We start from the raw sequence: 16,618 nt of genomic DNA on the forward strand, positions 1-16,618 counted from the left end.
CCTACAACCAGCGCGGTACGGTTTGCTTATATTTTAGGTAGTCATTATTAAAACGCGTTACTAAATGCGCTTCTTCAACAGCTATTTGTCTATAAAGCGCATATAAGCCCACAGCAAGGCAAATTAAGCTAAATAAGCTTGGTAATGCTAAAAAGAACCCCAACTGAGCAGTTGCCACACCAACATACATAGGGTTACGCGAAAAACTATATAACCCGGTAGTTTTAAGTGTTTGAGGCCCATTTGGGTCTATACCCGAGCGCCAAAGTGACGCCATATGAAAATGAACAACCATACTGAGCACAAAGCCCGCCGTGAGCATAATATTGCCAAACATAACACCCGGCCACCCATTTAAGGTATAAAACATACCTAAGTAGTTATCGGTGGCAGGCACAAACACACGCAGCACACACACAAACCATATAGCAGCTCTAAAAAACTTAAACGCCATATGATTCCACCAGCTAGTACAAAACTTAGCGCCAGGAAAAATAACACCCGCAGGCGTTGAACGGTTTTTATAAATAATTCTAACGGTGTAAAACCCCGCCACAAACGTATAAAAAAGCGCTAAATACACACGCGTAAATTCGATTAGTGAAGCAGAATCATCTATAAACGGTTGGTAACTCATTAATTTATTTTCTTCATCCTTTTATAATAATTTCATCATAATGGTCATGCTATTCATTAACAAGGTTAGTGTGCTAAAAACGTATAGTGGGCTTTTATTTAAAAACTATAATTTATACCCGCGTAGTAGCGTCTACCTGAGTAACTTGAACTTAATAAACGCGCATCGCTGTCATCACCTAAACGCGTAACAGTTTCCGATTTAGTTAAGTTAATAACAGAGGCTGTTAAACTTAAGCCATCAGATATATTAATGGCGGCATTTACATCAACTTGCTCGTAAGGGTCTTGGTATACATTTAAACCGCTGTTTAAGCCAAGTACTGTTTCGCCGCGTTTATTGTACGACGCGCGAAGTGTAAAGTACTCGCCTTCGTAATAAGCGGAGGTGTTGTATTGGTATTTAGCGCTTCCAATTAATGGCGATTGGCCAAATTCTTCACCATTTACACTTACATCGGCTTTATTGGTTTTGTTATAGGTGTAATTAGCATAAAAACCAAAACCACTTGCAAATGCATGTTGAATAAATACTTCGGCCCCTTTTGATACCGCATCAGTGCCGTTACCCACTGTGCTGTATGGCGCAACGGTAATGAAACCGCTCTCTACTATATTGTCTTTGCCTGCAAACTCTTGCTGCATATCTATTACCAGCGGCACAACAAAGTTATCAACCTTTTTATGAAACAGCCCTAACCCCAATGCAGAGCCCTCGGCGTAATAATATTCAATAGATAAATCGGCCTGCACTGATTCAAAAGGTTTTAAATTTTTATTACCGCCACTGCCACTAAAGCCTGCAAGCTCGTTGAATGCAGCTCTGTCTTCTGCCCATTCATCTGATACAAACGTGATACGCTGCTGCGAGCCTAAATCGCTGTAATCTGGTCGCGCCATCACTTTAGCAATAGCGCCTCTAATCACTAAATCGTCGGTGGCATCCCACGCTATGTTAAAGCTTGGTAGAATTTGTGTGTCGGTATTTTTTTGTGTAACCAACTGATAGTCTTCTACAAAACGTGCATCGCCAGTTACCGGCTCACCTGTTTCATCATTGGTGTGATCAAGTTGATAAGTATATAAATCGGTAGAAGAGGTTAAGGTTTTAGTTTGTACTACGCGCACACCTAAATTACCTCTTACTTCACTAAATTCAAAATCGCCTTGAATATAAAACGCTGATATTTTTTCTTCAATATCGTATACAAAGTTATCTTCTATGCGGGTATAAGGCGTGTAGTTGTCGGTTACTAAATCTCGGTATTTATCCCAATCTATGCTGGGCATTTGGTTTATATTAAACCCGCCAACTATATTGGTTTGATTAATAAACACATCCTCGGCAAGTGGCATACCGCCATTCCATTGGTAGCTATCAAATTGCGTTATACCTTGCTCACTCGCTTCACCTGCAGCAATATCAAAGTTAGGATCTAAAAAAAACGTATTACCGGTCTCGCGGTGTAAATTGGCATGGCGATATTTAGCCCCGGTTCTAATCGTTTTTAAAAACCCCCAATCAACATAAAAGTCGATGTCGGCTTGATAATAATCCTCTTCGAGTTCGCTGCGCACAAAGCTTGAATTTGACGAACCAGAATCACGCCCGCCGCCCAAGCCACTTTGCAAGTTAGCTAATGTGTTGGGGTCAATACTCAGCGATACATTATTTTTATTTAAAGACCACGCAGCGCTTTGCGATGCATTTTGAATAACGGTTTCGTTTTCGCCGTCGTTTGAGCTTTTATAAGCGGCTTCCCAGCTTTCTTCAGGGCCGCCCTCAGATTGAGTGTTACCAATAACAAAGCGGGCTTTAAAGCTATCGCCTTCGTAGGTTAAATTAAAATCGATAGTATCGGAGGTAGACTCTTCTCGTACATAACTGCCACGCATCCACGGAAATTGCATATCGTTTTTAACACCGCTAGCACTGGCATTATATTGCATACCCGTTGCAATGGTGCCTGTTTCGTCTAGGTTTACTGCGGTTAAAAAATCAGGATTAAGTGACCACTCAGGTATATCAATGACTGATTCGGTTCTGTCTTGTCCAAGTGTAAAGCCAAAGTAGTTAAACCCTAGTTCTAAGCGATTAGTTGGGCGCCATTGTGTACTAAATTGAATACCTTCACGCTCACGTTTTTCATTAAGCACAGAGCCACGTATAACTTGCGGAAACCACACGCCATCATAACGATTACCGCTGGCATCACTTATCGTATCCCAACCGTTATTGTTATCAACGGCATTTCCATTAATATCAGTTGGTTGACCGCCACCCGTGTAACGCCATACATTTGCATCGGTGCTGCCTGTTAAAGTGCGATTAGTACGCTCTTGATAGGTATAACCCACTAATACACCAAAGGTGTCGTCCTCATTTTTCCACGAATATAAGCCACTAAATTGCGGCTCGTACTCTTTTGTCACATCGGCGTAAGTAGATTCAACGTTAAATACACCTGAGTTTGCCTCCATGCTTAAAGGCTTGCGGCTATGCATTAATACTGTGCCGCCTACGCCGCCTTCATCTAAACGTGCTTCTGGCGATTTATACACTTCTACGCTTTCTATCATGGCAGAGGGCAATAAAGTGTAATCGAACGAGCGTGAAGGCTCCCCGGGTGATGAGGCTATAAAATTGCCATTAAGCTGAGTAAATGTGAGCTCAGATGATAAACCACGAATACTCACCGATGCCCCTTCTCCGCCATCGCGTTCAATAACAACGCCAGGTACTCGCTGCAACGAATCCGCTACATTTTTATCAGGAAATTTGCCAATATCTTCGGCTGTAATTGCATCCACCACAGAGCCAGACATACGCTTAACATCTAAGTTCTCAGCCATGCTTGAGCGTATACCCCGTACTTCAATTACTTCCATATTTTTTTTAAGCAGAGTTTTAGCGTTTTGTGAGGCAGCATCATCAGCTAAGCTAAATGGGCTTGAGGTAATAAGTGATGCGCAAAATAAAGATTTGTATACTTTAGATAAAGGGTAATGACGTAGGCAATTAATCATTTTTTACAGCTATTCCATTTACATTGCTTAGGCTAAGCAAATCAGTGATCCATTAGCGTATTGCAGTACGTAATGGCAAATTGCTGCAAAGTTTACATGGCGAAACTTAATGTATTGTTAACGCCTGGCTTAATTTAGTCTCAACTGTGGTTAAAAAATAACTCACACCTCACTATTTAACCTTACTAGGGTTTATGCGCCCGTTTTTAAGCTATTTAATGCTAGCTAAGGTGAAAATAACCCCTTGTTATAAAAATATTACCCGCCGCTTTACTTAACCTAAACTCCGGTTAAGATACTTACTAACAAATTAAATTACAGTGATAGTTAAATTTATTTTCTCTAGCCAGAGGTAGGTTTATTACCCACAGTTCAAATTACTTAATATGTGCCGGTACGCATTCTTGTTAAAGCAAAAAACCGCTTTCGCGGTTTTATTTTATGCTTGTTGTTTTAACGTATTTACTCAATCAGTTATTAGAGTTTAATTGGCTGGTAAATTGGCCCACCGCATTTACCACTTTTTGGGCTCCATCTTGAATTTCTGCCATAACCTCACCCGACTCTTTAGAAAGCGCTAAACCTTGTTCTGCTTTTTCTTTGCCTTGCTCGATAACCGCTACCGTACTTTGGGTTTGTGACTGATTACGCTGTACCACTTCCACAATTTCTTCTGTTGCTTTTGACGTTCTTGACGCTAAATGCCTTACTTCATCAGCAACCACAGCAAACCCGCGCCCTTGCTCTCCTGCACGCGCAGCCTCTATTGCAGCATTGAGTGCAAGTAAGTTGGTTTGCTCGGCAATACTACTTATGCTTTGTACTATGCTGGCTATTTGTTGAGATTGTTGATCCAGCGCCGAAATTTCGTTAGCTGCTTGCTCCATGTTTACAGCCAGCTCGTTCATAACAGATACGGTTTCTTGTAATACGCAGCTGCCACGCTCTGCGGTTTTATCTGTTTCTGTAGAGGTGCCATAGGCTATTTCGGCTGCTTGCGAAATAGCAATTTCACGGTTTACTTGCTCAGTAATTACGGTGGCAAATTTCATTACTTTATAAAGCTGATCCGCATCATTCGATATAGGGTTGTAGGTGGCTTCTAACCAAATTACATTGCCATATTTATCTATGCGTTTAAACCTGTCGGCAATAAATTGGCCTTGCCTAAGCTTGCTCCAAAACTGTTGGTATTCAGCCGAATTAGCTTCTTCGGTTTCACAAAACACCCGGTGATGCTGGCCAATTATTTCTGATTCATTGTACCCCATGGCTGACAAAAACTGATCGTTTGCCGTCAACACATGCCCCTGTAAATCAAATTCAATCACAGCCATAGAGCGATAAATCGCTTTTATTGTGTCGCTTTGTTCACGAGAGGTTGTAATGGTTTTAGTAAGTACGGTGCCAAACACCGAAAAATACAATAACTGATTTTGCTCGCCCACCACAGGGTGCACAATTAATCTTAGCCACTCTGCATTGCCATCTTGGCGAACAAATTCAATAGCTCCACTCCAGTGGCCTTCTTTTTGGAATGCTTTTTCAAGTTCTGCGTATTCAGGTGATAGCCGCGACTGATCAGCAATAAAATCGCCTAGCTGATTATTTGTTAAATTATCTTCGTTATAACCTAATGCGTTTAAAAAGTTATCGTTAGCATGCGAAATTCGCCCATCATAAAGTACATTAAGTACCAGCATTTCTTTGTAAAGCCCTTCCCACACTTGCTCTAAAGGGTACAACTGGGCTTTTAAAGCGGCTATTTCGTTTTGCTTACCTTTTGAAAAAAACATTAACTTCCCTACCAAAAAACACTAAATCAAGTTACTTCCAGTATAGGAGGTATTAATGATAACGCGATAATTAATAAGTAGTTTAAGCTAATTTATTGCTAAATTTGTAAGCATATGTTCCTTTTTATGTGCTCAGCCTTCACTTTCAACTAGGTTTACATACTTTTGTGCGAGCTGCTCAAGTGACTCCCTATTTAAAGGATCGCTTTTAATGCAATTAATAGGGCACACTATTACACACGTTGGTTTATCGTAATGCCCCACACATTCAGTGCACTTATCTGGGTCTATTTGATAAATTTTTGACCCCATAAAAATCGCGCTGTTGGGGCACTCATCTACACATACATCGCAGTTAATGCACTTGTTATTTATAAGTAAAGCCACTTTGTAGCCCTTTCAATTAAAATTAATTTAAAACAATGAGTTAATAAAATAAAAAGTATTTATAGGCTATTTTTTAAGCCGCATTAGTTTAATAAAAAACCACTATTTTTTATTAAATCGTAGCACACATTCGTAACACACTTTTTTGTTTTTAGATGTGAGCATCAACCGCAAATTATGCCTATTTTTCTTTGTTGCTTTGTTGATTTAAGTCAATAGAAATCGCCGTAAGGCTTTTATTTCTTTAGGTTTTATCAAAATGAAAAAATCATTATCAACGCTTACAAAAGCCCAATACACCAAAGCTAAACTAGAATGGAAACAGCTAAAGGCGCCTTTTTCTATGCATAATATAAATCGGTGTGCTACGCTGGCCAAAAAAATCATACTTCATGAAGAGGAATGTGATTTAAAACAAGGCGTTAAAACAAATCGCACTAGGCGGTTGTCAAAATATGACGCGCAACACCACATTCGACTAATTTTTTCCAAATCTGGTAATGTCATTTACTATTCTAACTTCCCTAAAACCTCTGACATAGCAAATACAAAGTTAGGTGAAACGCCTGAATTAACAATAACAAAAGCATGTAAGCTTACTGCTCAAATGCAGGAGGGAGTATTAAACAACCACACTGTTAAAACAGTTTTTAACGCTTACGAGAAAAGCCTAATTGAGCGCCATAACACTGCGCCGACAAAGTTTGCAGCGTCATCTCTTAAAACATACCAATGCATGTTGAAAAAACTCAGGCAACATTTTCCACTTAATCAATCATTTAAATCACTTACAGCGGGCGAGTTAGAAAAGATTATTGATCGCATTATTGTGGCAGAGTCAAATACTCAGGCAATCGTACTTTTTGCACAAATTAGGAGGGTATGGAAATTTGCCAAAAACAAATTTAACTCTGGTAAAAATCCAGCAACTGACATTGATGACTTTTATGTATCTGACCGAGTAGAAAGCCCTAGACCTTGCCAAGCATATACTGATCTCGATTCGATAGCTGAATTATGGATTAACCTGGCATCAGCGCCAAATATACATCAAAAGAACGCTGCTCGATTTATGATTTTAACAGGTATACGCCCAATCAACATTCCGCAGATGAAATGGGAGTGGCTCAATAGTATCGATTTCCCTACGTTAATTACCTTTCCAGCATCCGTTGTTGGTGTGCGTGGCGAAATGAAAAACCAAAAAGAATACAAGTTGCCATTAACCAAAGCTATGCGTGCGATTATTTTGGAACAAAGAGCGTGGATGGAAAATGCGCTTCCGAACTGTAATCCTACTCATATATTTCTTCAGCCACGGGACGTTAGAAAGCCATTTGCAAAAAGATCGTTAGATAAGGTGATAAAAGATTATTCACCCGTTGATGCAGTAAAAGGTGATCAAAGAAATATTGTAATGAAAGGATCTGCTGGAGCCTTTTGCACAATGTGTCGAAGCTTTTTTAAATCCAACACAAAAGCGATTATGGTTGATAACGGCTACCATTTTAGACATGCAGAAGAACTAACCCGACTAGCGCTTCATCACCTTAGAAAAAACGATGATCCGAATGGGCTTAACTATGATAGGTCTGAAGAGTTATTTGGAACCTCTACAAAATTAAAATTTAATGTTTTTAAAATTCATGAAGTAAGTATTTTGAAAAGAGCGAAGGAGCTTGAAAGCCAAAAAATGAGACTTACCGGCATGCAAAGTAATCAAGCTAAAAATCTTAAAGAAAATAACGTAAAAAAAGCCCTGAGAGATAGAATTAAAGCTTATTTAGTTTACAAAGGTAGCTATGTAAATTTCATCAACCAGCCACTTGGAGACACGGGAAGGACAACAAAAGATTTAATATTAACAGCAGAGGGAAGAGCTGTCGTTGAGAGATATTTAAATGACCAAGAGACCAAAGCAAAAAATAATTAAAAAAGTTTAATTTCGACTTACCAAAGTTTTTGTAAAAAAAACTAATTTCATATCATTGCCTTATTAGAGCGATACCTCATCAATTATTTGAGGATTTTAACTTTTTTAAGGTTTTTATATTAATGGCAACATCAGTATTAAATTCAGTAAAACCATGTGAGGTCACGATTAAAAGTCGTGACCTTTACATGGCTGAATTTAATGCATTTAAGCCACCGTACAATGACGAGTCAATGGAAGAGCTAGCCAGTCTTGCGACTATTATATTGGCGCAAGAAAAAGGAAAAAGACTTTCAAAATATCAACTTAAAGATCAAATAAGAATTGTCTTCCAGCATGATGGCATTATTAAATTTTTTACTCATTTTAAAAAAGAACATGGCATAAAAAACACAAAGATTGGTGACTCTAATGATATGAGTTTTTCAGCAGCGAAATTAAAAGCGGCCGAAATATACAAAAAGAACACCTCTAATTACACATTCGAATTTGTAGTGAGTAAACAAATAGAAAACTTACAGGCAATTAATAAACATAGCCCTAGCAAGTTAGCTAGCACCACAGTAAAAACATACACCTCTTACCTTAATGCAATTCAAAATGCCTTTGGTAAAAATACGTTATTTCAGACTATTACGCCTGAGATAATAGAAGCAACGCTTGACCAACTACTAACAGAGAAAAATGGCCCGCATGTGGCTAAGCAATTCGAGCAGATGAAAAAACTGTGGGTATTCGCAAAAAATAAGTATAATAACGGCACTAATCCATTCCTAGAAGTAGACAATAATTATATATCGTCTAGAACTTCGAAGCCTATTGCTTGTAAGGCATATACTGAAATATCTCTAATTTCTCAGCTATACATAAACCTAAAAACATCTAAAAATAATACATTAATAAATGCCGTACTACTGATGATGTTTACTGGGCTAAGACCCATAAATATTTGTAACTTGCGTCTGTCGTATATAGATGATTTAGATAATCCTAAGTTTTTAACGTTTCCTGAAACAACCCATACCACTCGCGGTGCTATGAAAAACCAAAAAGAGTTTAAAATACAACTCACACCCGAGATGAAAAAAGCAATACAGCAAGAATTAAAATTAAACCCAGACACAAACCGTACCTACTTATTTTGCAAGGTTAAAGACGACTCAAAACCCATCAGTAAAGAGAGTTTAAACCGAGCTCTTAAATATCATGCGCCAAAAAACATGGTGGCGGCCCCGCGAGATAACATAAATATAAAAGGCTCAGCCGGAGCATTTCCAACACTACTTCGCAGCTTCTTAAAATCGCACATGAAAGAAGTGCTAACTAAAAAAATTGGGTCATCAACAATTGCTGAAATTGAGTCTAAAAAAATGCTTCATCACTCTGTTTCAGAGCACGATCCGATGAGTAAACATTATGACCACTCGAATAAAATATATAACACTGATATTAAAGCACTTTATAAAAACTTTTCCCTTTTTGAGAAGGAAATACTTAAAGAAGTAAAAATACAGACTAAGTTAAAAAACAAAACGGTTAAAAAATCATTTTTAAAATTAGATTATTCAAATAAATTTATCGCCAAAGTCAAAAGTACAGTAAGTGCTTATTCAACTATCTGGTGTAATATAACCCAGCAAGCCCAAAAGCTTAAAAAGAGCCGCCCTTTACAAATACTAGAGTAGCATTTACATATAGCTATCCAACTTTTTCTTTGCTTACAAAACCTATAAAGGGCTTTACTAGGTGGTGCAGATTGATTTCTTCTAAAAGCAGGGGTATCAAAAATATCCGATGCTTTTCGCTCAGTGGCGATCACTTTAGAACGTGACTCATTTTTAGTCTCATTCAGTATTAATGCCTAGCCAGTAAATTAATTTGTGCAATTGCGCATTCCATTTTAATTCGTGCTGAGCTATTGGCTGAATGAACGGCTATTGTCGGTGGTACAAAACCATCAATAAACACTGCCCGCTCAATCCAAAGTAAAACGTCATAGCCAGTGCCTTTATTATCATTTCCTAAATCATGATCAAGGCTGAGCTGTTTTACTTTGCCGCTCTTCAAAAATGCAATCACTTCGTCAGGCCAATAGGCTCGTAACCAACCGGCTGGTGCTTCTCTTTCATCATCTAAATATACATTCATAGGTTTATCTCACTGAAAAATGTATTCAGACTCTGAAAGCAATAACTAACAACCCTTTAAGCTATATAATAATAGTTATTTTTCAGATGGTGCTGGAACTTGATTACGTATAAACGCTGGTATGTCAAAAATATCAGAAGTTTGGGGTTTAGCTCTTGCAGCTGGCGATTGTTCGACTTCGCTACTAGGCGCTTTATTGAAAGGTTCAACAATCATCTTAGCACTTGCACCGGTTGCGATGATCAACAGCTCATAATTAGTTGATAAGCTCTCTATTTTAGAGACGCCACAAATAACTAACGCATTAGGGCTTACCTGATGGCGTACTGTATCGGTAATGAGATTATAACTGCCCAAGGAAATTTCATCTTTGCAATTAACTTGTATTATCACCCCCGTACTTGATGATATATCCACTTGATTAACTAGCGGGTTGTTTAGCGCCGCATCAAGTGCAGTAGTGAGCTCACTTTCTTCATCGCATTTACCAACACCCAGTACCGCATCGCCCTGGCAGTCCATAATTTTGGCAAAATCATTCAAATCAACGTTGATCAAACCTTGAAAACAAAGCATGTCTATTAATGATTTTATCAGTGAATGAAGTATTTGGTTGCTATGCTTAAAGGCGTCAAATAAACCAATATCATTACCTAGCACTTCAATAAGTTGATCGTTTGGGAGAGTAATAACAGCATTAGCATGCTCTTTGAGTTCATTTAGGCCAGTTTGCGCTATATTGCCTCTAAACTCGCCTTCACTACTAAACGGCAATGTAGCAACAAATATAATGGGCTTACCTTGCTCACTAGCAAGCTCTGCTATGTAAGGGCTAGCGCCAGTCCCAGTACCACCACCCAACCCTGTTGCACACAAAATTATATCGCAGCCATTAATAAGCGTTAAAAGCTGCTCTTTACTTTCTTCCGCGGCTTGCAGCCCAACTTTAGGGTCGGCACCCGCACCATATCCATGAGTTAGATCAGCACCTATAAGCACAGCTTCATCACTTTGTGTATGCTCAAGTACCACTTTGTCGGTATTAACGCTGTACAAGTGCGGCTGTTCAGACTCGCGTTGTTCAAAAATACTGTTAAGCGTATTACAGCCACACCCACCAATACCAAATACACCAATCGATAAACCATCATTTTGTTGAATTAATTGAAACATAACTACTCCTTAACTTTAAAAGGAGCATAGCAAGCAGGTGCGTCAATTTTTGACGCACCAAAACTAGTTGGAGTTATTTATAGATGTTAGCGGCCGATTTAAGCTTTGTAGTGATTCTTTGCCGCAGCTTTTCAGGTTTAATAACCTCGAGCCAATGGGCACATTTAAATAGCTCATCTGTCAATTGCTCGGTATCAATAGTTTGGTAGGTAAGTAATACACTTTTTTCATCAATACTTTGCTTGTTAGTCAGCTCACCAAGCTCAATAAACCCTTGATTAACCGCTGAATGAATAGGTACTTTTGCAACTAACTCGATCGTTTCTTGCTTCATACCTTTATTAATCGCACTGCGTAGCGATTTTAACTGCTCAGCACTTGGCTCTCGTCGTGTCTTTTGCAGAATATGTACATTACGAATGCGGTAAACCGGCATCTGGTAACACTTATCATGAAGCTCTCCCACCATAAACTGCGCCATTAACACACCGCCTTGCTCAACTAAGTTGTAAAAACTCAACTCAGTAAACTTAAGCCAATGCGCCTCATCGTAAAGTACTCTATAAAGCTCAGCGCTCAAAGTACGGTTATGCTTAATTGCATGCTCAATTTGCGCAATTAACTGACTATCAACATTCACTTTTAACGAAGGCTTAGGCAGAATTGAAAGCCACTCAGGCACATGGCCATTAAAACGTTTAAGCGCCTGCTCTGCTTTAGTATGCACCGACTGTTTAACATCGCTCGGTACAGATTGCGGTAGTAACTGCTCTAGCAGCAAATAATGCCCTGCAACTTCAGCACTCATTACTTTTGAGTTGCTACTTCGCCACTGCGCATTGATAGACCAACCATACGGTTTACTACGCGTGTCTTTTTCAAGCCCAAAACAACCTTGCTCGTAAAGTGATTGTAGGTCTCGCTGGAGCATGCGGGTTGGAATATCAAAGTCACATTTAAGCAATTTTTGCTGCAGCTGTTGAGTAGAAATAGAGCTTGGTGATATTGGCACAAGCTCTAAAATTGATAAATGGCGATGTGAATTCATTAAATTATTTAACTACTTTCTTGGTAAATAACTATAACCTTGTTGCATTGACGGTATAGGATAACCATCACTGCCAACTAATAACCGTCCGCGAAGATGATGCTCATCCTGAGCTTGGCCTACAAACTCCCATCTATTTGGCTTCCCTTTACTCGCTCTAGTAGAAAGAGTAGAGCCAGCTTCAAACCAAGCCTCAATTTTATAAACTTGAATTACAACCCCATCGACTACTGCTAATGCTATGTTGTACTCATTTTTTTCTCTAGTTTCCGCTGATACACCATGCCAAAACTGTCGGGTCATGTCATAAATTTCAGGCTCGGATAATGTAGGTGAATATGTTTGATTTATATAAAATAAAATACACTTTTCTTTTATATCATCAACTAGAACTGGCTTCACCGAATGTAACCTTTCAAGCTCTTCAATTGTTAAGCGCCCTTTAACTACGCCATGCCCTCTGACCACATTTGTCAGATTCTCTAAACCCAGTGCATCAATGATAGCTGCCTCAACTTCAAAAGCTGTTTGTTCATCTAATCCATATCTCAATATTTCAACTCTAGGCTCTTCATTAACAGCTCTAATTTCTGCTATTTTCCTTGCTTTATTAGACTCTTTACCTATTTCTTTTAGATGATCAAAAGCTCTGTTATTGTAAGACGCCTTTCCGACATAAAAAATCTTATCATTACTTGGGTCAATTAACCCATATACATAACAACCGAGTTGCTCTTTTACTAATTTTGAAAATTTCATTTTTAAATCCATCCTTTATGATAATCATATACTTGGCAGAGAATAGCCGGGCATTATCTTTAAGTAACATATGCAACCTAGCATATGTAATACAACTACAAAACTTTAATAAGTAAGTACTTTATAGTGTTATACTTCAAACAAACCCAATCTTTTGCTTTCCGCCTTCTTTAAGATCGTTTTGCTCCTGTAAAATCGATAACATTCGTTCTTGATTCATTCGCTTTTTTGAAAACTTCATTTGCCTTTTTACAATCGCGAAGTCACCTGGTGTGAGCTTTGTAAGCTTGTATAACTCATGCAATAGGTGCTTTTTTAACACTCCTGGGCCTAATGTATCTTTAAATAATTGCTTAGCCTGTACCGGAGTCAAATAGGTTAAATTTAAATTAAAATCAAATCGCCTCATTACCGCTTTATCTAAATTTTTAACAAAGTTAGTTGCAGCAAAAAGTGGGAGTTGAAATTGCTCCATATAACATAGTAATTCATTAACTGTTTGCACTTCCCAATTTGCCTTCGCTTGTTCTCGGCTACATAGCAAGCTATCCGCCTCATCAATAAATATTGCACTTCCTTCTTGTGTAGCTCGTTTAAATAGTTGAGCAATATTTTGCTCACTTTCGCCAACCCACTTGCTTAATAAGTCAGATGCTTTGACTGAAATAAGTTTAAAATCCGCTTTTTCGCATAAATAATTTACAAAAGCTGTTTTACCTGTGCCCGGTGGGCCAGTTAGCAGAGTTCGTGAACTCGAATATTCAATTACAGCCTCTTCTACCTGTTCGAGTGATGCATACTCAGACTCTATATTCACCATTTTAGGATTAAACTTTTGCGCTGCTTGAAAAGTTAATTCGTGAGCCGAAAAGCCGCATGCAGTTAAAGTATCTTGAATATTCTCTTCTATGCATTCGCGCGCAGTTTGTGCTTTAAATCCACATAACCTTGCTACATGTACAGCTTTAGCAATATGAGCTGGCAATAAGTTTTGTTGGGTAGCTAACTTACTTATAAAACTGTTACCAACACTCAAACCTTTAACATATTTGCCAATCATTTTTTCTTTAGTTTTTTTGTTGAGCTCGGGAATTTCGTAAACAATATTAAATCGCCTAATAACGCTCTGTGGTAAATCTTCAAGATGATTAGTGATCCAAATACTCACTACAGGGTGATTTTCAATGTAAGTATGAAGTAACTCCTTTGAGAAACTTTTAGAGAATAGATCACGCTCAAAAACATTTTCACATTCATCCAGTAACAGCATTGTTTTTTTACGCTTGCCAACCAACTTACTCACCACATTAAAGTGCTCTAAACGCAGCTCAGAGCTTGCGCTTCGGCTATCGAGCTCGTTTGTTGGGTTTATTAAATTACTACCTTTAGCTTGCACCTTTAGCAACTGCGAACCACAGGCTTGCGCTATATATTTCGCCAATGAAGTTTTACCCGAACCTGGTACACCATAAAATAAAATACTTAATGCTTGCCCACCCGTCTTAGTCGCATGTTGCGTAGCTTTAAGCAAAGTATTTAAATCTAAGTGAGATAAATCAGCAGCGCTAAGTTCAGAAGCTTCACAAGGGGTAACCAAGTTAGATAAAATATTACTTTCACTATTTAACTTACCCTCGAGAAGGTTTTTAGCAATTGCGTTTGGTAATATTAAAAACTCATCTTCTCCTGCAAATATCTCCATATCCATTGAATACATGCCAGATTCAATGATTAATCCAATTTGCTTGTTGAGTAGTGCTTCATCAATACCAACCGCATAAGCTATTTTTTCTAAAATAACGCTCGCATAATCGTCACGTAAGTATTCAACAAGTTCGCGTAATGGTTTACTGAGCGTCATGCAACACGAAAAAATAACTAAAGGAGTGACCGTTTTGGGCAGTCCAAACGCTTTACAAAATATATGCGCATTTTTTTGTAACGTTTTAGGCATTGTGGTTATTGCTAAATGATCTAATCGGGCTATCAAATCATCAACATCTAAGCCCTGTAAGTTTGTATAACTAAAGCCAGAAATGCTACACAAAGCCTTTTTAAATAGCTTATCGTGCCAAAGCTCTTCTACGTCGAACTCTTCTAATAATTCAGTGGAAAAGTGTGCCACAATACGTTTTAATTGAGGGGTTGTGTTCATGCTATGTACCTAATAGTTAGTGGGTTTAAAGAGCATATTACTAACTAAAAACTGTCAGCGTACCTAAAGTGAAAGTTTGAAAAGCATCATAAGTTACTGAAATTAAAAGCCCAATTACAAAAAAACATTTTCAGTAATTCATTTTTTACTTTTTATTTTAACCTTTATTTTTCAATCGGTTACAATGGTAAAAAAACAATTAAAGTTTATTTGGACCTTTATGATAAATAATAATTTGAATCTAGGGTCGTACAACAACCCAATAACCCTAAAAAATAAGCATCAAGATATCGAATCTGAAAAGTACATCTCTCGGCACTCTAGTGATGGCGTATATGTGCATAGGCCATTATTACAGCTATACACTGGTAATAATCATGAAATAGATGAGGATGATTCTAGTTCTGGGATGTTCGCTTTTCATAAACTAGCAACTCAGGAAAACTGTTTTATAAAAAATGTTATCAGCAATCCATATTTACAACCTCTAGAAATGAAGGTTGCAATTGCACTTTTTAATATTTCTGAAGATGATCTAGAAGATGATAAGTTTGTTTATATTTGTACCAGTAAGAAAATAAATATTGATAATTATGGTGATGATGAAGGTTGTATTTGGATGGAAAATTATAAAAGTGAAAGTTTTTTTTCTGGGATTAATCAAACACCACTTTTTAAAAAACTTGAAAAGGCATTTAACATAAGGGTGAGCAACGAAAAACTTAATAAAATACTCATAAGGCTAGATAGTTTTCACTATATCAGTGTCACACCGGTCACATTCGAAAACTCAAAACTTGGTATCAGCCAAAAGCATAATAAAAACCAACGAGCTTATTTAAAAATAATACAAATAAATGAACTTATGGACTCTAAGAATCTAACAGGTATATGGCTTGTAAAAGATTAAAGTTTGGAGACCGTTTTAAAACGGTCTTGTTGACTCACTTTGACCTAATAGCAGCTTGAACTTTTTGAGCAGTAATTAGCGTATTTACACTGGTATTTTTAACTTATCAAAGCAAGGTGCAACGGCTCTTTCAAATAGCTCCAATTTTACAATAATCAGCTGTATAACTTCAGACCACTTATCTTTATCTAGCCCATCAAAATCGTAATTATCTTGTATTCTGCTAGCCTTTTGACCGTCTTTACGATGCCATTCTAGCAAGCTTCCATAAACATCCTCGATTGTATCTTTCTGCGTAATTAAGGCATCGAATAATTTCTTATTTACTTCTTCGTTTGAGTGTTTCAATATTATTTCTATACGAATTTGTTTTTGTAAAAAAGTTACACCGTAATAAACACCTGCATGATACGCTTTACCACGGATTCTGGCATTATTAGTAATACTTTGATTATCGAAAAAATTGAAATTACTCTTCTTTATTTCTGGTAAGGCTTGAGCCCAAAACTCACTGCGCACCACGGCAAGATCATTATAAATTGAACTTATAGAGCAAGTAGTGATCAGATCAAGGCATAATAATTACTTGGTCGCATAAATATGAGCACTACTTTTCTGAAACATTTTAATTCAATTACAGATCCTC

The 16,618-nt window shown here is 37.8% G+C and carries 13 protein-coding genes; 3 read left to right on the forward strand and 10 right to left on the reverse strand.

What is annotated here, in order from left to right:
* Position 1: 1 nt before the first annotated feature.
* From PSI06_RS13185 to PSI06_RS13200, 4 genes are all read right to left on the reverse strand, one after another.
* A complete protein-coding gene (locus PSI06_RS13185) occupies positions 2 to 637 on the reverse strand; it encodes a methyltransferase family protein (RefSeq protein WP_154945101.1) in 636 nt (211 codons plus the stop codon).
* A 98-nt stretch (positions 638 to 735) separates the two neighbouring features.
* A complete protein-coding gene (locus PSI06_RS13190; protein ID WP_273603935.1) occupies positions 736 to 3,663 on the reverse strand; it encodes a TonB-dependent receptor in 2,928 nt (975 codons plus the stop codon).
* Between the two features lie 470 nt (positions 3,664 to 4,133).
* On the reverse strand, positions 4,134 to 5,459 hold the full coding sequence (locus tag PSI06_RS13195) for a methyl-accepting chemotaxis protein (RefSeq protein WP_004586999.1): 1,326 nt from the start codon (positions 5,457 to 5,459) through the stop codon (positions 4,134 to 4,136).
* A 132-nt stretch (positions 5,460 to 5,591) separates the two neighbouring features.
* The gene (locus tag PSI06_RS13200; protein ID WP_273603934.1) at positions 5,592 to 5,846 is read right to left on the reverse strand and encodes a YfhL family 4Fe-4S dicluster ferredoxin; all 255 of its coding nucleotides are present in this window, start codon (positions 5,844 to 5,846) and stop codon (positions 5,592 to 5,594) included.
* A gap of 259 nt (positions 5,847 to 6,105) precedes the next feature.
* On the opposite strand from PSI06_RS13200, the gene PSI06_RS13205 reads away from it, so the two are divergent.
* Both PSI06_RS13205 and PSI06_RS13210 read left to right on the forward strand, forming a co-directional pair.
* Positions 6,106 to 7,779, forward strand: coding sequence for a hypothetical protein (locus tag PSI06_RS13205; RefSeq protein ID WP_273603933.1), 1,674 nt, complete (start codon positions 6,106 to 6,108; stop codon positions 7,777 to 7,779).
* A 122-nt stretch (positions 7,780 to 7,901) separates the two neighbouring features.
* Positions 7,902 to 9,464 carry a tyrosine-type recombinase/integrase gene (locus PSI06_RS13210; RefSeq protein WP_273603932.1) on the forward strand — a complete coding sequence of 521 codons (1,563 nt, stop codon included), beginning with the start codon at positions 7,902 to 7,904 and terminating at the stop codon, positions 9,462 to 9,464.
* A 169-nt stretch (positions 9,465 to 9,633) separates the two neighbouring features.
* Here the strand turns inward: PSI06_RS13210 and PSI06_RS13215 are convergent, their stop codons facing one another.
* From PSI06_RS13215 to PSI06_RS13235, 5 genes are all read right to left on the reverse strand, one after another.
* Positions 9,634 to 9,927 carry a cyclic-phosphate processing receiver domain-containing protein gene (locus PSI06_RS13215; RefSeq protein WP_033011193.1) on the reverse strand — a complete coding sequence of 98 codons (294 nt, stop codon included), beginning with the start codon at positions 9,925 to 9,927 and terminating at the stop codon, positions 9,634 to 9,636.
* Positions 9,928 to 10,002: 75 nt separating this feature from the next.
* Positions 10,003 to 11,100 (reverse strand): cell division protein FtsZ, encoded by a 1,098-nt coding sequence (locus PSI06_RS13220; protein WP_273603931.1) that lies wholly within the window; start codon positions 11,098 to 11,100, stop codon positions 10,003 to 10,005.
* Positions 11,101 to 11,173: 73 nt separating this feature from the next.
* Positions 11,174 to 12,148, reverse strand: coding sequence for a helix-turn-helix transcriptional regulator (locus PSI06_RS13225; RefSeq protein ID WP_273603930.1), 975 nt, complete (start codon positions 12,146 to 12,148; stop codon positions 11,174 to 11,176).
* A 12-nt stretch (positions 12,149 to 12,160) separates the two neighbouring features.
* Positions 12,161 to 12,907, reverse strand: a complete 747-nt coding sequence (locus tag PSI06_RS13230; protein ID WP_273603929.1) for an LEM-3-like GIY-YIG domain-containing protein — start codon at positions 12,905 to 12,907, stop codon at positions 12,161 to 12,163.
* A gap of 136 nt (positions 12,908 to 13,043) precedes the next feature.
* On the reverse strand, positions 13,044 to 15,062 hold the full coding sequence (locus tag PSI06_RS13235; RefSeq protein ID WP_273603928.1) for an AAA family ATPase: 2,019 nt from the start codon (positions 15,060 to 15,062) through the stop codon (positions 13,044 to 13,046).
* Positions 15,063 to 15,282: 220 nt separating this feature from the next.
* Between PSI06_RS13235 and PSI06_RS13240 the strand changes: the two genes are divergently transcribed.
* The gene (locus tag PSI06_RS13240; RefSeq protein WP_273603927.1) at positions 15,283 to 15,972 is read left to right on the forward strand and encodes a hypothetical protein; all 690 of its coding nucleotides are present in this window, start codon (positions 15,283 to 15,285) and stop codon (positions 15,970 to 15,972) included.
* Between the two features lie 84 nt (positions 15,973 to 16,056).
* Here the strand turns inward: PSI06_RS13240 and PSI06_RS13245 are convergent, their stop codons facing one another.
* Positions 16,057 to 16,494 carry a DUF4268 domain-containing protein gene (locus tag PSI06_RS13245; protein ID WP_273603926.1) on the reverse strand — a complete coding sequence of 146 codons (438 nt, stop codon included), beginning with the start codon at positions 16,492 to 16,494 and terminating at the stop codon, positions 16,057 to 16,059.
* Positions 16,495 to 16,618: the final 124 nt, after the last annotated feature.

The sequence above is a fragment of the Pseudoalteromonas sp. GABNS16E genome, from assembly GCF_028598715.1.
GTDB lineage: Bacteria > Pseudomonadota > Gammaproteobacteria > Enterobacterales > Alteromonadaceae > Pseudoalteromonas > Pseudoalteromonas atlantica.